The organism is Flavobacterium flevense (assembly GCF_900142775.1).
Taxonomy (GTDB): domain Bacteria; phylum Bacteroidota; class Bacteroidia; order Flavobacteriales; family Flavobacteriaceae; genus Flavobacterium; species Flavobacterium flevense.
In genome coordinates, this window is record NZ_FRCC01000010.1 from 15,358 (window position 1) to 34,206 (window position 18,849).

15 protein-coding genes are annotated in these 18,849 nt (G+C 33.3%); 10 read left to right on the top strand and 5 right to left on the bottom strand.

Going from position 1 to position 18,849, the window contains the following annotated elements:
- The first annotated feature begins 90 nt into the window (after positions 1–90).
- Together BUB89_RS15085 and BUB89_RS15090 are read left to right on the top strand one after the other, a co-directional pair.
- Positions 91–2,160 carry a M1 family metallopeptidase gene (locus BUB89_RS15085; RefSeq protein ID WP_073246493.1) on the top strand — a complete coding sequence of 690 codons (2,070 nt, stop codon included), beginning with the start codon at positions 91–93 and terminating at the stop codon, positions 2,158–2,160.
- The gene (locus BUB89_RS15090) at positions 2,157–3,083 is read left to right on the top strand and encodes a patatin-like phospholipase family protein (RefSeq protein WP_073246496.1); all 927 of its coding nucleotides are present in this window, start codon (positions 2,157–2,159) and stop codon (positions 3,081–3,083) included. Before BUB89_RS15085 ends, BUB89_RS15090 begins: the two co-directional genes overlap by 4 nt.
- Here BUB89_RS15090 and BUB89_RS15095 read toward each other — a convergent pair whose 3' ends face one another.
- Entirely contained in the window at positions 3,084–3,605 is a 522-nt protein-coding gene (locus BUB89_RS15095; RefSeq protein ID WP_073246498.1) for a DUF7935 family protein, read from the bottom strand.
- A gap of 332 nt (positions 3,606–3,937) precedes the next feature.
- Between BUB89_RS15095 and BUB89_RS15100 the strand changes: the two genes are divergently transcribed.
- The 3 genes from BUB89_RS15100 (at position 3,938) to BUB89_RS15110 (ending at position 7,686) form a co-directional block, all read left to right on the top strand.
- Positions 3,938–6,271 carry an ATP-dependent helicase gene (locus BUB89_RS15100; protein ID WP_073246500.1) on the top strand — a complete coding sequence of 778 codons (2,334 nt, stop codon included), beginning with the start codon at positions 3,938–3,940 and terminating at the stop codon, positions 6,269–6,271.
- A gap of 273 nt (positions 6,272–6,544) precedes the next feature.
- The gene (locus BUB89_RS15105; protein ID WP_073246502.1) at positions 6,545–6,832 is read left to right on the top strand and encodes a GIY-YIG nuclease family protein; all 288 of its coding nucleotides are present in this window, start codon (positions 6,545–6,547) and stop codon (positions 6,830–6,832) included.
- A gap of 233 nt (positions 6,833–7,065) precedes the next feature.
- Positions 7,066–7,686 carry an L-threonylcarbamoyladenylate synthase gene (locus BUB89_RS15110; RefSeq protein WP_073246504.1) on the top strand — a complete coding sequence of 207 codons (621 nt, stop codon included), beginning with the start codon at positions 7,066–7,068 and terminating at the stop codon, positions 7,684–7,686.
- 88 nt (positions 7,687–7,774) lie between these two features.
- On the opposite strand, the gene BUB89_RS15115 is transcribed toward BUB89_RS15110, so the two are convergent.
- From BUB89_RS15115 to BUB89_RS15125, 3 genes are all read right to left on the bottom strand, one after another.
- Positions 7,775–8,605 carry an OmpA/MotB family protein gene (locus BUB89_RS15115; RefSeq protein WP_073246506.1) on the bottom strand — a complete coding sequence of 277 codons (831 nt, stop codon included), beginning with the start codon at positions 8,603–8,605 and terminating at the stop codon, positions 7,775–7,777.
- A 70-nt stretch (positions 8,606–8,675) separates the two neighbouring features.
- Positions 8,676–9,671, bottom strand: coding sequence for a glycosyltransferase family 2 protein (locus BUB89_RS15120; protein WP_073246508.1), 996 nt, complete (start codon positions 9,669–9,671; stop codon positions 8,676–8,678).
- 15 nt (positions 9,672–9,686) lie between these two features.
- On the bottom strand, positions 9,687–10,130 hold the full coding sequence (locus BUB89_RS15125; protein ID WP_073246510.1) for a type I restriction enzyme HsdR N-terminal domain-containing protein: 444 nt from the start codon (positions 10,128–10,130) through the stop codon (positions 9,687–9,689).
- A 78-nt stretch (positions 10,131–10,208) separates the two neighbouring features.
- On the opposite strand from BUB89_RS15125, the gene holA reads away from it, so the two are divergent.
- The 5 genes from holA (at position 10,209) to ettA (ending at position 16,848) form a co-directional block, all read left to right on the top strand.
- Positions 10,209–11,213, top strand: a complete 1,005-nt coding sequence (holA, locus tag BUB89_RS15130; protein ID WP_073246512.1) for a DNA polymerase III subunit delta — start codon at positions 10,209–10,211, stop codon at positions 11,211–11,213.
- Positions 11,214–11,268: 55 nt separating this feature from the next.
- Entirely contained in the window at positions 11,269–11,451 is a 183-nt protein-coding gene (locus BUB89_RS15135; RefSeq protein WP_073246514.1) for a CAL67264 family membrane protein, read from the top strand.
- 234 nt (positions 11,452–11,685) lie between these two features.
- A complete protein-coding gene (locus BUB89_RS15140) occupies positions 11,686–13,164 on the top strand; it encodes a PhoX family protein (RefSeq protein WP_073246516.1) in 1,479 nt (492 codons plus the stop codon).
- 73 nt (positions 13,165–13,237) lie between these two features.
- Complete coding sequence (locus BUB89_RS15145) at positions 13,238–15,055, top strand: cytochrome-c peroxidase (RefSeq protein ID WP_073246518.1); 1,818 nt, start codon at positions 13,238–13,240, stop codon at positions 15,053–15,055.
- A gap of 101 nt (positions 15,056–15,156) precedes the next feature.
- Complete coding sequence (ettA, locus tag BUB89_RS15150; RefSeq protein ID WP_073246520.1) at positions 15,157–16,848, top strand: energy-dependent translational throttle protein EttA; 1,692 nt, start codon at positions 15,157–15,159, stop codon at positions 16,846–16,848.
- A gap of 71 nt (positions 16,849–16,919) precedes the next feature.
- On the opposite strand, the gene BUB89_RS15155 is transcribed toward ettA, so the two are convergent.
- Positions 16,920–18,710: an ABC transporter ATP-binding protein gene (locus BUB89_RS15155; protein ID WP_073246522.1), complete on the bottom strand. Its 1,791-nt coding sequence runs from the start codon at positions 18,708–18,710 to the stop codon at positions 16,920–16,922.
- Between the last annotated feature and the right edge of the window lie 139 nt (positions 18,711–18,849).

Genomic DNA, 18,849 nt, shown 5'->3' on the forward strand with positions numbered 1-18,849 from the left:
ATTAAAAATTTAAGACGTAAACTTACTAAATACTTCTTTTAGTTTAGCAAACCTTTGTAACTTTGAAATTCTGGTTTTAATCCGCTTTAAATGAAATACTTTTTTCTTTTTGTTTCCTCTTTTATTTTTGCACAGCAAACAAAGTTTGTCGATTTTACTTCTGTTTCAGCGCATTTAAAATTAAATCCAGCTGAAAATTCAATTTCAGGGACAGTTAATTATTCCTTTAAAGTTTTAGAACCCACTGATACTATAAAAATTGATGCCCAAAACATGCAATTTTCAAGTGTAAAACTGAATAAAGAGCACATACACCATGTAAATTCAGGAAAGCAATTGTTGCTAATTTATCCTTTTCAAAAAGGAGAAAATCAAATTAGCTTTGAATATAATGCAATTCCCAAACAGGCTTTGTATTTTATACACTCACAAAACCCAGAAGATTTACAAATTTGGACACAAGGTCAGGGGAAATATACCAGTAATTGGTTTCCAAGTTTTGATGATGTAAATGAAAAAGTGATTTTTAATCTCCAGGTTGAATTTGATTCTGATTTTCAGGTAATTTCAAATGGTATTTTAGAGCAAAAAAAGATTTTAGGTACAACCACGCTTTGGCAATACCAAATGCAAAAACCAATGAGTTCGTATTTATTAATGCTGGCTATTGGAAAATTCGAAAAGCAAACTCAATTTTCAAAAAGTGGAATTCCGCTTGAAATGTATTTAGAAAATCGAGATAAGTCACGTTTTGAACCCACTTATCGCTATTCGGCTCGAATATTTGATTTTTTAGAGAAAGAAATTGGCATCAAATATCCCTGGCAAATTTACAAACAAGTTCCTGTTCGTGATTTTTTATATGCCGGAATGGAAAACACTTCTGCAACTTTGTTTGCTAGCCGTTATGTCGTTGATTCAACCGGTTTTTTAGATCGAAATTACACGAATGTGGATGCCCATGAGCTGGCACATCAATGGTTTGGGGATTTGGTTACTGCCGCAAGTGGCAAACACCATTGGTTGCAGGAAGGTTTTGCGACGTATTATGCTTTGTTAGCCGAAAAAGCTATTTATGGGGAAGATTATTTTTATTCTAAAATGTATGAATCCATTCAGCAAATAAAATATGCTTCGCGTACCGATACTATTCCTGTATTAAATGAAAAGGCCAGTTCATTAACTTATTATCAAAAAGGAGCCTGGGCATTGTTTGCATTGCATCAGGAAATAGGAGATAAGGCATTTAGAAAAGTGATAAAAAACTATTTAAAAAAATATGCTTTTAAAACTGTAACTACTGATGATTTTTTAGCCGAAGTAAAAAAAGTAAGTCGTTTTGATACGGAGTTGTTTTCTAAAGAATGGCTTGAGTCTACTGTGATTAATACTCAAAATATCAATAAGTTATTAGTTAAAAATAAAATAACAAAAATACTATTAGAACTGGATAAAATTAAATCGAAGCCTCTGGCACAAAAAGAAGGTTTTTTTAAATTAATTCTTATGTCAGATGCGCATTATTCAGCTAAAGTAATGGTTGTAAACCAACTTAAAAATGAATCTTTTGAAGCTAAAAAACCATTTTTAGAATTGGTAATGAATACTAAAAATCTTCCTGTTCGTCAGGCTGTTGCCTACTCTTTACCTAAAATTCCGGAAGAATTCAGAACGGATTATGAGAGTCTTTTGGATGATGCTTCTTACCAGACTCAGGAGATTGCGTTGTTGTATTTGTGGAGAAATTTTCCTGAAAAACGTTTCGAATATTTAGAAAAATCAAAAAGCTGGATAGGTTTTAACGATTATAATTTAAGAACATTATGGTTATCTCTGGCACTCCTGACAACTGATTATGTAAGTGATAAAACCGTTTTAATTGACGAATTAATTGATTATTCTTCTGAGAAATATGAGGCAACAACCCGTCAAAATGCATTAGAAAAATTAATAGGTTTTAAAATTATTAATCAGACAGTTTTGATTAACTTGGTCAAAGCAACAACACATCATATGTGGCAATTTTCTAAATTTGGGCGGGATACTATTCGTACATTATTAAAAAACCAGGTTTATAGAGATTCTTTTGCACAAATTATAACCAATTTGAATGAAAAAGAACAATTTCAGCTGAATCGATTATTAAATGAAAAAATATGAGAGCATTAGTTATTTCCGGAGGAGGGAGTAAAGGAGCGTTTGCGGGTGGTGTAGCCCAGTTTCTGTTAGAAAATAAAAAAATAAAATACGATTTGTTTATTGGAACTTCTACCGGAAGCTTATTGATTCCTCATTTGGCATTAGGTAACATAGAAAAAATTCGTAGTATTTATACGAATGTTGATATGAGCAAAATCTTTAATATTAATCCGTTTATCGTTAAAAAGAAAAACGGAATTGATGTAGTCAGTATCAATCACTTTAATGTTTTGTTGCAGTTTTTCAGAGGGAAAAGAACCTTTGGCGAAAGCAAAAAATTACGTGCCTACATTAAAAAACATTTTCCTATTACTGAGTTTAATCAGTTGAAAGCAATGAAAACGGATGTTATAGTTACAGTTACTAATTTAACAGACAATCAGGCAGAATATAAGTCAATTAAGGAATGTACCTATGATGAATTTTGCGACTGGATCTGGATTTCGAGTAATTATATCCCTTTTATGAGTATTGTAAAAATTCACAATAAAGATTATGCTGACGGTGGTTTTTCCAGTTTGGTACCCATTCAGGAAGCTATCAATCGTGGGGCAACAGAAATAGATGTTGTTATTCTTGAAACGGAAAAAGCAACCCCAAGAACAGTTATTGGGAAAAATCCTTTTTCGTTACTGATTGATATATTTCAGATTCAGTTAGACCAAATCGAGAAGCATAATATACTCTTAGGAACATTGTCTGCTACACATAATAACGTTAAACTCAATATGTATTATACTCCGATAGATCTCACTAATAATGCTTTGATTTTTAATAAAATAAAAATGACGCAATGGTGGAAAGAAGGGTTTCAATATGCCAAAAAGAAAAGTGAAGCCATGGAAGCTGTTAAATCAATAATGCCCGATGAAAAATCGGCATGATTACCATAATTCAGCTACTTCATTTTTAATAAACGCCAATGCTGTAGCAGCAGGAGAAGTTTTTTCTAATAATTCGGTTATTACAAAAGTTCTTAATTCATCTGCATTTGTAACTTTTTCATTTTTAGCAGCTAATCGTATCATTTGAACAATTGCATTTTTGGCAGTTACAATAATGGTCCAGCATTTATCTGATACATAAATTTGCTGTGCAATATTGTGTTCAAATTCCTGTTCGATTTGAGCAATTACATAGTTTTCATAATCATTTTTATCATGAGAAACCGGGTTAATCCGCACCATTAATTGAGATGGCTGGATGCGTTCCATCAATAATGCTAATCTTTCATAAGCCTGCAATCGTAAAGGCAGTGCTATTTTTTGATTGTCTTTCTGAATCAGCCAATTTCTGGTGTTTTGCTGATCTTTAAAATGCGTTTTAAATAAATAATAAGCGACTGCTCCGGTAATTATGGAAGGAATAGTGTAAGCAAATATTTCTATAATTTTTGTGGAATCCATTGGTGTAAATTTTTAAAGCAAAAATATACTTTTAGAATTATTACGCAAAGATTAGTAAAGAAAGGTTAGTTATTTTGTGTTTCTCTGTGAAATAATAACGCAAAGATTCGCAAAGAGAATACACGAAGTTTCGCAAAGAAAGATTTGTTATTTTGTGTCTCTGTGAAAAAATATATAGCATAGTTCCTTTTAAAATTTAAATTTTAAATCTTTTGTGTTTCTCTGCGAAATCTTCGAGAATCTTTGCGTCATAAATCAATACATTACTCTTTTTAAATCATAGTCTGTAATTAATTCTTAAATACTTATTTTTGCATAAATAGAGAAAAAAAATGCAACAATATATTTCCCAACTCAACGAAGCGCAACGCGAACCTGTATTACAAAAAGACGGTCCAATGATTATTATTGCCGGAGCAGGTTCAGGAAAAACCCGTGTTTTAACGATAAGAATTGCTTATTTAATGCATCAGGGCGTGGATGCTTTTAATATTTTGTCGCTTACATTTACCAATAAAGCGGCAAGGGAAATGAAAAATCGTATCGCAGATATTGTAGGAGCCAGCGAAGCTAAAAATCTTTGGATGGGAACTTTTCACTCTATTTTTGCCCGGATTTTGCGTTCGGAAGCTGATAAATTAGGCTATCCGTCTAATTTTACTATTTATGATTCTCAGGATTCGCTGCGTGCTATTTCGGGAATTATCAAAGAAATGCAATTGGACAGAGATATTTATAAACCCAAACAGATTTTAAGCCGGATTTCGACTTTTAAAAATAGTTTAATTACGGTAAAAGCTTATTTTAATGACCCTGATTTACAGGAAGCGGATGCGATGTCTAAGAAACCAAGAATGGGCGAAATTTATCAAAATTATGTAGATCGCTGTTTTAAATCAGGGGCTATGGATTTTGATGATTTGTTATTAAAAACCAATGAATTATTGACTCGTTTTCCGGAAGTTTTGGCTAAATATCAAAATCGTTTCCGTTATATTTTGGTTGATGAGTACCAGGATACTAACCATTCGCAGTATTTGATTGTACGTGCTTTGTCAGATAAATTTCAGAATATTTGCGTGGTAGGAGATGATGCTCAGAGTATTTATGCGTTTCGTGGGGCCAACATCAATAATATCCTGAATTTTCAAAAAGATTATCAGGGTGTAAAAACCTTTCGATTAGAGCAAAATTACCGTTCCTCAAAAAACATTGTGGAAGCGGCAAATACGATTATTGATAAAAATAAAACCAAACTGGATAAAGTGGTCTGGACCGCTAATGAATTTGGACCAAAGATAAAAGTCCACCGCAGTCTGACTGATGCAGAAGAAGGACGATTTGTGGCCAGTACTATTTTCGAAGAAAAAATGCAGAATCAAATGACCAACGGTCAATTTGCAATTTTGTATCGTACCAATGCGCAATCACGTGCTATGGAGGATGCGCTTCGAAAAAGAGATATTCCGTATCGTATTTACGGAGGTTTGTCTTTTTACCAAAGAAAGGAAATTAAGGACGTTTTGTGTTATTTGCGATTAGTCATAAATCCAAAAGACGAAGAAGCATTGATGCGTGTAATCAATTATCCGGCACGTGGAATAGGGGATACTACAGTGGAGAAACTGACTGTGGCTGCGAATCATTATAAGCGTTCCATTTTTGAAATCATGCAAAATATTGATCGTATTGATTTGAAACTGAATTCGGGAACCAAGCAGAAATTACAGGATTTTGTTACTATGATTCAGAGTTTTCAGGTAATTAATGAAAATCAGGATGCTTTTTATTTAACGGATCATGTTTCTAAAAAAACCGGATTAGTTCAGGAATTGAAAAAGGATGCCACACCTGAAGGAATGGCTAAAATTCAAAATATTGAAGAATTGTTAAACGGTATTAAAGATTTTACCGAAGGGCAAAGAGAAATTGACGGAGCACGCGGTTCATTGGCTGAATTTATGGAGGATGTGGCTTTGGCTACTGATTTAGACAAAGACACCAGTGATGAAGACCGAGTGGCTTTGATGACCATTCACTTAGCAAAAGGACTGGAATTTCCTCATGTTTTTGTGGTAGGAATGGAGGAAGATTTGTTTCCATCGGCGATGAGTATGAGTACCCGTTCGGAGTTGGAAGAAGAACGCCGATTGTTTTACGTGGCATTGACAAGAGCTGAACATCAGGCTTATTTGACGTATGCCCAATCGCGTTACCGCTGGGGAAAATTGACTGACAGTGAGCCTTCACGTTTTATTGAAGAAATTGATGGCCAGTACTTAGAATATTTAACGCCTGCTGAAACCAATTATCGCTTTAAGCCGATGATTGATAAAGATATTTTTGGTGATGTTGATAAATCTAAACTGCGATTAGCAAAGCCTTCTAATGGAACGCCTCCCAAATATATAACGGATAACCAACCCAAACCAGAAACACAAATCAGAAAATTAAAACCTGTTTCAGGAAATGCACCTTCAGGAACAACGAGTTTGTTTGATAACCAACTTACAATAGGAAACATTGTTATGCATGAACGCTTTGGCCGCGGACAAGTAATCAATTTAGAAGGTGTGGGAGCCGATAAAAAGGCCGAAATTAAGTTTGAAGTAGGAGGAATTAAAAAATTATTGCTGCGTTTTGCTAAATTGGATGTGATTGGGTAATGCACGTATGTTCGAGTATTTCTTAAAAAAATGAGATAGCTATTTTTATAAAATGTATCAAAAACATTATAGTTTAAAAAACTTCTCGAGACAATTTTTACTAGTAAAGCTATCGCATTACCAGTAAAAACCACTCGAAGTGACGACTGTGTAGGTATGTAAATTATCGTTCGTCAGTTCGAGTGATTTTAAAGCCAAATAGGTTGTGTTTAAATAGAAAATGCCGATGCTTTAAAATTGTATCGAGAACCATAATCTAATTCCTTGAATAATATGAAACAATCTTACGTTTATATTTTAAAGTGTTCTGATAATTCATATTATACTGGAGTTACAAGTAATTTAACCCAAAGGCTTTTTCAACATGAAACAGGTTTTTATCCTGATTGTTATACTGCAAACAAAAGACCAGTTGAGTTAGTTTATTATTGTGAATTCACAGATATCAATTTTGCAATTGATATAGAGAAAAAAATTAAAAAATGGTCAAGAGCTAAAAAAGAGGCATTGATTAATGAAGAATATGATAAACTTCCTAATTTAGCAAAGAAAAGTTTTTAGATAACTTAAATTACAAAATGCTTCTCGATACAATTTTTAAAAGTAAGGCTGTCGCATTACTATTAAAAATCACTCGAAGTGACGGGTGTAGTAAGTAATATTGAATAAGCATTCGTCAGTTCGAGTGATTTTTAAAGCTAGACAAATGTCGATTATAGTAAAAGTCTAATGCTTTAAAAATTGTATCGAGAACCATGATAATTTATTTTTAAAAATTAAATTTAAACAAAAAAATGGCAGAATTTATAAAAATATATGAAGACAAACCCTCTGAGGCAGCAATTGCTAAGGTGGTTAAGGTTTTAAAAGATGGTGGTTTAGTGATTTATCCTACGGATACTGTTTACGGTTTAGGTTGTGATATTACTAATTCCAGAGCTTTAGAGCGCATTGCAAAAATCAAAGGAGTAAAGCTTGATAAGGCAAAGTTCTCCTTTATTTGTCATGATTTGAGTAATCTCTCGGATTATGTGAAGCAAATTGATACAGCAACTTTCAAAATTTTAAAAAGAGCTTTGCCGGGACCTTATACTTTTATTTTACCGGGAAATAATAATTTACCAAAAGAATTCAAAAAGAAAACTACGGTAGGTATTCGTGTCCCTGAAAATAATATCACTCTGGAAATTGTAAGAGTGTTGGGGAATCCTATTGTTACAACTTCTATTCGTGATGAAGACGATGTAGTAGAATATACTACTGATCCGGAATTGATTTTCGAAAAATGGCAGAACCTGGTTGATATGGTTATTGATGGTGGTTATGGGGATAATGTAGCATCAACGATTATTGATTTATCAGGTCATGAACCCGAAGTAATTCGTGAAGGAAAAGGAGATCTGGATATACTTTAAGACTCAACAGTTTTCAAAAGCTAAAGCATAAAAAAAAACGTTCCGAAATTTTTCGGAACGTTTTTAGTATTATCGAATCTGTAACAGATTATCTTTGTTTTTTCATTTCTTTTTCAACCATATCATAGAATTGGTCAATTTTAGGTAAAACAAGAATACGTGTTCTTCTGTTTTTAGCTCTGTTTTCAGCAGAATTATTATCAACTAAAGGAACATAAGAACTTCTACCTGCAGCGATTAATTGCTCTGGTTTAACTCCTAATTCGTTTGTTAACACACGGATGATAGAAGTAGAACGTTTCACACTTAAATCCCAGTTGTCTAATAAAACTCCGTTTCCAATGTAAGGAACATTATCAGTATGACCTTCAACCATACATTCAAAATCAGGTTTGTCATTAACAACTTTAGCTACTTTTGCTAACACGCTTTTAGCTCTGTCAGATACATTATAACTACCTGTTTTAAACAACATTTTGTCAGAGATAGAGATGTAAACCACTCCTTTTTCAACATTGATTTCGATGTCCGGATCGTTCAATCCTACTACGCTTTTTAAACTTGTAACAACAGCAAGAGTAACACTGTCTTTCTTGTTTAAAGCATCTTGCATTCTGGAGATTTTTAAATCTTTCTCTTTGATAGATTCTAAAGCTTTTTCGATGTTTTCAGCACCTTTAGCTGTTAAAACGGTCATATCTTTAGAAGTAGCAATTAAGGTTTGATTGTGTTCTTTCAAACCTTCAACTCTGGCGGTTAATCCAGCTTTTTCTTCAAGACATGTATTTAATTTTACAGTAGCAGTATTTAATAAATCCTGAGTTTCTTTATTTCTTGCTTCTAAATCTGCGTATTTCTTTTTAGAAACGCAAGATGTTAAAAGAGCGAGTACCGAAAGGGCGATAACAACTTTTTTCATAAATTTTATTAGTTTTTTGAGTTTTTACAAATTTAGTTTTTAATGTTTAGAAATTAAATATAAATTAATGTTAATTTTTTTTAGCAAAGACCTTGCCATTCTTGAGATAATAATTAATAACGATACTTTTAACAGTATAGTATTCTTTTGATTGAAAAAAAGCTCTTTTTTTGTAAGTTTTTGAAAATAAAGCATAAAAAGCAACATGCGCTTTCAGAATTGCAAAACAATGACTGAATTTTCCCTGTAAAATAAAATGAACTCCTGCAATTCCGTCTAAAATCATGCGTGTAAACAAAACAGCATACAAATTTTTCTTCGGCAGATTTTTAACCAACATTAATAATGAATTTCTGAAATTCAAATAAGTTTTCTTCGGATTCCCTTGTTTTAAAGTCGCTCCACCCACATGATAAACCACCGAATTGGGATTGAATTTGATAGAATATCCTTTGTTTTTAGCCCGCCAGCACAAATCTATTTCTTCCTGATGGGCAAAAAAATCAGTATCAAATCCTTCTAATTCGTGATAGATTTTGCTTCGAATAAAAAAACAGGCACCCGAAGCCCATGTTATTTCGCAAGAGTTATTGTATTGTCCATTGTCCTTTTCGATAGTATCAAAAATTCGTCCGCGACAATAAGGATAACCGTATTTATCAATAAAACCTCCGGCAGCACCGGCATATTCAAAATAGGTTTTGTTTTTATAATCTAAAATTTTTGGTTGTATTATTGTTGTTTCCGGTTCTTTTTCAAAAGTTTCTAAAATAGGTTGTAACCAATTTTCAGTCACTTCAATATCCGAATTCACTAAGGCATAAATTTCAGCATCAATGTGTTGTAAAGCTTCATTATAACCCTGTGCAAAACCAAAATTACCGGTGTTTTTTACAATTTGTACTGTTGGGAAATGTTGTTTTACAAATGATACAGAATCATCTGTCGAAGCATTATCAGCAACATATATAGTAGCTTCAGCTGAATATTTGATTACAGAAGGTAAAAATTTCTCTAATAATTGGACACCATTCCAATTCAGAATTACAACTGCTAATTTTTTCAAGTTACTTTTATTTACTTATTTATAATCTGGAATTGCTGTTAGAAACTGATATTTTTCATTCTCATAATCCATTTGGCAAAAATAATGATTCAAACCATTGCTTACCATTAAATAAGTGGATTTCATTGTCATATTATAACGGGCAATCTGGTCAAAAGTTCCCTGAGTGATTTTTACTTCCGGAGCTTTGCATTCAACTAAAACATTAATAGAACCATCGGAGTTAAAAACTACCACATCATATCTTTTTCTTAAGCCGTTCACTAACAATACTTTTTCGACATTAATTAAAGATTTAGGATATTTTTTTTCTTCTAATAAAAATCGTACCACATGCTGACGAACCCATTCTTCGGGAGTGAGAATGATGAACTTTTTTCTTATTTCATCAAAAATAGCCACTTTATTTTCGCTATTTTTGAAACGAAATGAATAAGAAGGAAAATTGAGTTTTTGCATGTGGCAAAAATAGAAAATATGTTTAAAGATTATGGTTTTCAAATCTGAAATCTAACGTCTAAAATCTGAGATCTAAAAATGGACGAAGTCATAAAAATTGTTAACGATATAAAAGCAGGAAACATCAAGCCCATTTATTTTCTGATGGGGGAAGAACCGTATTATATTGATAAATTATCCGATTATATTGAAGAAAATATTTTGTCGGAAGATGAAAAAGGATTCAATCAAACGGTAATGTACGGCAGGGATGTTTCGGTAGAAGATATTGTTTCGACTGCAAAACGTTATCCCATGATGGCCGAGCGTCAGGTGGTGATTGTAAAAGAAGCACAGGATTTGACAAAAACCATTGACCGATTAGAAAGTTATGCCGAAAACCCTATGCCTTCTACGGTTTTAGTTTTTTGCTATAAATACAAAACACTCGATAAACGAAAAAAAGTAACCAAATTGCTTGCGAAGTCCGGAGTCGTTTATGAGAGTAAAAAGTTATATGAAAATCAGGTGGGCGATTGGATCAAGCGTGTTTTATCAGGAAAAAAATATGCCATCGAACCTAAAGCTGCAGCGATGTTAGTGGAGTTTTTAGGAACTGATTTGAGTAAAATAAACAATGAATTGGAAAAGCTTCAGATAATTTTACCAAAAGGAAGCACAATTTCGCCAAAAGACATTGAAGAAAACATTGGTTTTAGTAAAGATTTTAATGTTTTTGAATTGCGAAAAGCTATTGGTGAACGAAACCAACTGAAAGCCTATACCATTGCCGAAAATTTCGCCAATAATCCAAAGGATAATCCTATGGTAGTTACTACAAGTTTAGTTTTTGGGTTCTTTGTCCAATTATTAAAATACCACGGTCTGAAAGATAAAAATCCTAAAAATGTTGCTGCCGTTTTAGGAGTAAATCCTTTTTTCTTAAAGGAATATGATGTAGCGATACGCAATTATCCGATGCGAAAAGTAAGTCAGATTGTGGCTTCCTTACGGGAAATCGATGTTAAAAGTAAAGGAGTAGGAGCGAATGCTTTATCTAATGCTGATTTATTAAAAGAAATGCTTTATCATATTTTTAATTAGCTATTAAATTTAGCGATATTTGTATTTCTAAAAAATTAAACAAAATATTACAATAATGGGAATGAATAAAAATACCATCTTAGGTTGGGCTACCTTTATAATGATTGTAATGGGACTAATATTGATAGGTCTTGGAATATTTAAATACAGAGATATTTCAGGAATAGGATTTGCAGCTGTAGGCATAGGATTCTTTGCTATCGCCTGGGTGTTTAGTTCCCTTAAAGGAAGAGTATAGATTTTATACTTTATGAATTATAACGACTGTTACTTTGTAATGGTCGTTTTTTTATGCTTTCTCAATACATGTAGCGGTTATTATTTATACTTGTTCTAATTATTTACTTAAAATTTACTTAGTAATCATTTTGTTAAAATGTGTTAACATAATGGTCATTATTTCAATAATATCAATTAACCTCTTCCTGATTTTAACGGCTTAGTTTTGACAAAAATAAAAATAACAAAAACTATGAAATTAAATTATCTAAAAAGAGCTGGTGTTTTGTCAGTATTAGGATTAGCAGTTTTAAGTTGTCAAAATGATGACGATAATTCAAATAAAGAAAATGCCGATATTGATTTTGCAAATGTTTCCTCAGTTCCTGCTTTAGTAGTGGCAAAAGAAGGTTTTGAAGACCTGAAAATTACTTCAATGATTAGTAGTCCTGATGTATTATCTCAATCACCTAACTTTGTTTACGGTGCACAACCTGACGGAGCGGGATTTATGAAAGATCCTAATGGAGATGGCTATATGATGATTACAAATCACGAGATTTTACAATCAGTTTCCAGAGTTTATTTTGATAAAACACTTAAACCTGTAAAAGGAGAATATATAGTTGACGGAATTGGAGGAATGACTCGTTTATGTTCTGCTACATTAGCGACTCCTGCGATAAATGGATTTGGTCCAATGTTTTTAACAGCAGGAGAAAGCGGTGAAGAAAGTATGGTTCACGGAATTGATCCTTTTAGTTCATCCAATGAAAAAAGCAGAAAAGACAGAGTTTTACCAGCTTTAGGAAAAGCAAGTATGGAAAATGCTGTACCGCTTACTAAAGAAGCTTATTCCGGAAAAACGGTAATTTTAATTGGAGAGGATCAATCTTACGGAACTTCTCACGCCAGTGCGGGACAGGTAATTATGTATGTAAGTAATACTGTTGGAGATTTAAATAATGGAAAATTGTATGCTTTAAAAAGAAATGACGGAGTTCAGGCTGAAATGACTATGGGAATTGGAAGTTCATTTGATGTTTCATTTGTTGAAATTCCAAATGCTAAGAACCTGACAGGTGCACAAATTAATACTACTGTAAATAGTTTAGGTGCTATTCGTTTTTCAAGAGTAGAAGATGTTGATTACAGAAAAGGTTCTGCAAAAAATAACCGTGAAATCTATTTTACTGCTACAGGTCAGGCAAGTAGTAACGCTCCTGTGGATGGATACACGATGTGGGGAAGAGTTTATAAATTGAACTTAGATGATAAAAATCCATTAGTTGGTAAACTGGAATTAGTAGTTGAAGGTGATTCTACACCGGGTACGGGAATTATCAATCCGGATAACATTTGTGTAACTGAAAACTATGTGTACATTCAGGAAGATGGAGATTCTTATTATACCGCTGCAAAACATGACTCTTATATTTGGCAATACAACATTGCGACTAAAGTAAACAAACCTTGGTTGACTATGAATCACAAGCGTGAGGATGCAACATGGAATGCAACTTACAACCAGACAGGTGTAATGAAATTTGGTAGCTGGGAATATGGTGCCATGGAAGATATCTCAGATGTTATTGGGGTTCCAAATACTTTTATCGTAAATATTCACCCTCATACATGGCAGAAAGAAGCTTTCAAATATGCTGATGGAAGTAAAGTAAATACCAATATGGAAGGTGGTCAAACCGTAATAATAAGAAACGTTCAAAGATAATTTTTGAAATTTATACATACCAAAAAAACAGCCCTTTTACAGGGTTGTTTTTTGCTTTTATTTACCTAAAAAAATGAAATTGTTTAAAAGTAATTGTACCACAAAAGTAATCCTTACTCTCAATTTAGCACTTTTAATTTTATTATCAGCCTGCGAAAAAAAATATGTTGAGATAACTGCACAGCAGGAGTTAATTTCAGATATTGAAAAACTAAATCAGGAAGTTGTTGAATTTGAGAAAATTGCTGAAAAAAGTAACGACTCCAAAAAGATTCAACAAGCCTTTAAAAAGGCACGATTATCATACAAAAAGATAGAATGGGCGGTTGAATATTTTACACCCCATCCAGCCCGATTTGTAAACGGACCTGCTTTAGACGAACTGGAAGTTGCCGAAAATACCTTTATTCCACCCAATGGTTTTCAGGTAATTGAAGAAATGATTTTTCCGGATTATCGTCTTGAAAACAAAGCCGATTTAATTCGTACCATTAAAATATTAAATGGAAATTTTAAGCAAATCCAGCAGCATATAAGTGCAATTACAATTTCTGATGCACATATTTTAGATGCTTCAAAAATGGAAATCAACCGAATTCTGGCATTAGGAATTACAGGATTTGATTCGCCAATAGCTTTTCAGTCTATTCCGGAAGCAGCTAGCAGCCTGAGTTCAATAGGTAAATTAATTTCGAAAATGAATTTTGAAAGCGCTGAATCTGTTCAGTGTGAAAATGAAATTAATAAATTAGTAAATCAGGCAATACATTATTGTGATTCGAATAGTGATTTTAAAACGTTTGACAGAGCTCATTTTATCAAAAATTTTCTAAATCCGATTAGCAAAAAGTTAGTTGCTTTTCAAAAAATCAATAAAATAGAAAATGTGGATCGTAATAATGTTGTGAACCCTAAAGCAATAACTATTTTTGATAAAGATGCTTTTGATGTAAATGCATTTATTCCTTCGGAAGAATATGCTTATTCTGCAGATAAGGCCACTTTAGGGAAGCAATTATTTTATGAAAACGCTTTGTCAGATGATAAAACCAGAAGCTGTTCTTCCTGTCATAATCCTGAAAAAGCTTTTACGGATGGCCTGAAAACGAACCAATCGTTAACCGGAAGTAACTTAAACAGAAATACACCAACCTTAACGTATGCTTCATTGCAGAATGCACAATTTTGGGACATGCGTCAATTGGATTTGGAAAAACAAAGTCTGGATGTAATTACTAATAAAGATGAAATGCATGGGAATGTGGCTAACGCAATCCAACTATTAAGTAAAGATGCAGCTTATCAAAAACTGTTTAAAAAAGCATTTCCAAAATCTGAAAAAATTGAAGAATGGCAGGTTCAAAATGCTTTAGCGAGCTACATACGTTCATTGAATGCTTTTGACAGTAGATTTGATAAGTATATGCGTGGTGATTCAGATGATTTTACCGCCGAAGAAAAATTAGGATTTAATCTTTTTGCAGGAAAAGCTAAATGTGCTACTTGTCATTTTATTCCTTTGTTTAATGGAACTGTTCCTCCAAATTATCAAAAAACAGAGCAGGAAGTGATTGGTACACCAGCGGATAAAAATGGTAAAAAAATCAGTCCTGATTTAGGGAGATACATACAATACCAAATGCCTCAGTTAAAAAATGCTTTCAAAACACCATCGTTAAGAAATGTTGCTGTTACGGCACCCTATATGCACAATGGAGTTTATACCACATTAGAAGAAGTAGTTGATTTTTATAATAAAGGAGGCGGTGTTGGTCTGGGAATTGCTGTTGAAAATCAAACTTTACCCGCTGATCCATTGGAATTAAACGAAAAAGAAATCAAAGCTTTAGTTGCTTTTATGAAAACCCTGACTGATAAGGCTTATCAATAATTGGTACCGTAAAAAATAAATTGGAATGTCTGCTCAGCTATTTATTGTTTCTCTAATAATGTTATATTTGTATTCTTTAAAAAAATTAAATTTATAATATTATGTCAGACGATAAAAAGGTAATTTTCTCAATGCAAAAATTGAGTAAAACCTATCAGGGAGCAGATAAACCTGTTCTTAAAAATATCTTTTTGAGTTTCTTTTACGGAGCTAAAATTGGTATTCTGGGTTTAAATGGTTCAGGAAAATCTTCTCTTTTAAAAATTATTGCAGGTGTTGATAAAAACTATCAGGGAGATGTGGTTTTTCAACCGGGTTACACTGTTGGATACTTAGAACAAGAACCTATTTTAGATGATTCTAAAACTGTTTTAGAAATTGTTCAGGAAGGTGCAGCAGAAACGATGGCTGTTTTAGCAGAATACAATCAAATTAACGACTTGTTTGGTCTTGAAGAAAACTATTCTGATCCGGACAAAATGGATAAGTTGATGGATCGTCAAGCTGCTTTACAGGACAAAATAGATGCATTGGGAGCCTGGGAAATTGATACTAAGTTAGAAATTGCCATGGATGCTTTGCGTACTCCGGATGGTGATACACCTATTAAAAACCTTTCAGGTGGTGAGCGTCGTCGTGTTGCTTTGTGTCGTTTATTATTGCAACAACCGGATGTATTGCTATTAGATGAGCCTACTAACCACCTGGATGCTGAGTCAGTACTTTGGTTAGAACAACACTTAGCACAATATTCAGGAACTGTAATTGCAGTAACACACGACCGTTATTTCTTAGATAATGTTGCAGGTTGGATTTTAGAGTTGGACAGAGGAGAAGGTATTCCATGGAAAGGGAATTATTCTTCCTGGTTAGACCAAAAATCAAGCAGAATGGCTCTGGAAGAAAAAGTAGCTTCTAAACGCAGAAAGAACTTAGAAAGAGAGTTGGATTGGGTACGTCAGGGAGCTAAAGGACGCCAAACGAAGCAAAAAGCACGTTTACAGAATTACGATAAATTATTGAACGAAGACCAAAAACAATTGGACGAAAATTTGGAAATTTATATTCCAAATGGTCCAAGATTGGGAACCAATGTTATTGAAGCTAAAAATGTAGCTAAAGCTTTTGGAGAAAAATTATTGTATGATAATTTGAACTTTACTTTGCCACAAGCCGGAATTGTTGGAATTATTGGGCCGAATGGTGCCGGTAAATCAACTATCTTCAAAATGATTATGGGCGAACAACAAACAGATAGTGGGGAGTTTTCTGTTGGTGAAACTGTAAAAATAGCTTATGTAGATCAGTCCCATTCGAATATTGATCCTAATAAATCTATCTGGGAGAACTTTGCTGATGGCCAGGAATTAATTATGATGGGAGGAAAGCAAGTAAATTCTCGTGCTTATTTATCTCGTTTTAACTTTGGTGGGGGTGAACAAAACAAAAAAGTATCGATGCTATCCGGAGGAGAACGTAACCGTTTGCACCTGGCGATGACTTTGAAAGAAGAAGGAAACGTATTGTTGCTGGATGAGCCTACAAATGATTTGGACGTAAACACACTTCGTGCCTTAGAAGAAGGTTTAGAAAAATTTGCCGGATGTGCGGTTGTTATTTCGCACGACAGATGGTTTTTAGATCGTATTTGTACGCACATTTTAGCTTTCGAAGGAGATTCTGAAGTGTATTATTTTGAAGGAGGCTTCTCTGAATATGAAGAAAATAAAAAGAAACGTCTTGGTGGTGATTTAACGCCAAAACGTTTGAAATACAAGAAATTAATCAGATAATAAATCTGGATTAATAGCATGAAAAAAGGGATGATTTTATTTGAATCATCCCTTTTTTATTACCTATTATTTTATGAATTACTAAACTGCAGATTACTCAGGTTTTTATAAATTCCGTTTTCAAGACCAATTAATTCTAAATGCGTTCCTTGTTCGCTAATCACTCCATTATCAATTACTAAAATCTGATCAGCTGAACGGATAGTGGCCAGGCGATGCGCGATAATGATACTGGTTCTTCCTTCCATCAAAATTTCTAAAGCTTCCTGAACTAGTTTTTCGCTTTCACTGTCTAATGATGATGTGGCTTCGTCAAGAATTAAAATACTAGGATTTTTAAGCAAAGCACGGGCAATAGCAATACGCTGTCTTTGTCCGCCGGAAAGTTTGATTCCTCTTTCTCCCACAATAGTTTCCATTTTTTCAGGAAAACTTTCAATAAAATTCAGGGCATTAGCTTGTTGGGCTGCAGCCAAAATTTCTTCATCGGTCGCACTTGGTTTACCATAAGCGATATTTTCTTTGATGGTTCCTCCAAATAAAATTACATCCTGCGGAACAATACTCATATTACCACGTAAATCTTCTAAATCGTACTCATAAATGTTTTTACCATCAATAAGAATTGATCCGCTACTAATATCGTAAAAACGTAATAACAAAGAAGCAATCGTTGATTTTCCGGCACCACTTGGTCCCACTACAGCAATTTTTTGTCCAAAACCGGCTGAGAAATTAACATCCTTTAAAACCTGGATTTCTTTTCTTGAAGGATAACTAAAAGCTACATTTTTAAAATCTACGGTTCCTTTTAACTTAGGAGTTGTAGTTTCATGAACTTGAGTATTGATTTTTTCAGGGGTTTCATCCAATAATTCAAAAACACGTTCTGTGGCACCTACCGCTTTTTGGATTTGAGCATACATCTCAGCAATTCCGCCAAAGGAAGCGCCTATGAAAGTAGTATATAGTACAAATGAAATCAAATCACCTACACCTTCGACTTCACCTTTGATAGTTAATGTTATTCCGTACCAAACTACGACTACCACACAACCAAAAAGGCACAGGATAATAAAGGAAGCAAAATAACCTCTGTATTGACCACCCTTAATGGCAATGGCTACAATTTCTTTAATTTTGTTTTTGTAACGTTGTAATTCGTACCATTCATTTGCAAAAGCTTTTACGTTACTAATTCCTTGTAAGGTTTCCTCAACGATTACCTGGCTTTCAGCAACTTTATCCTGCGTCATTTTTCCGTATTTTCGAATAAATCTTCCAAAAATTACTGCTGCTACCGCAACAACCGGAACAATGCAAAGCATCATAATAGTCAACTTGGGACTAATGCTTCCTAAAATGACAAATCCACCTATAATTAAGATAAACTGTCTAAGGAATTCGGCTATAGTTGTGGTAAGTGTGTCTTGTAATTGTGAAATATCGGCACTAATACGGCTGTTTAATTCACCTACACGCTTTTGAGAGAAAAACGACATAGGGAGCTTAATCAAATTTTCGTACAATGCAAAACGAATATTAGATAAGGTGTTTTCGGTGAAATTTACAAAAAGCGAAATTCTGAAAAAAGAAAAAATAGCCTGAAGCATTAAGATTCCCATCAACGCTATAGCTATTTCATTGGCTTTGTCTAAATCTTTATTGGTAACGCAGTCTACTAACATTCCCATCAATTTAGGGAAAGCAAGGGCAGTAGCACTGGTTAGTAATAAAAAAACTAATCCGATAAAAAATTTAAATTTATGATTTTTAGAATATTTGAATATTCGTAAGGCTTTTTGGAGTGAGCTGGTTGTTAATTTTGCTTTAGGTAAATCATTTTCTTTGAAACGAGCCATAGTATTGAATTTGTTTTCACAAATGTAATACTCTCAAAGGGTATTACAAAAAAATAGTAAATCATTAAAATGTTGTTAGTGAGGTGCTAAGAAATTAATGATGTTTTTTTATGAATTTATTTTTGAAAAACACTTGTAA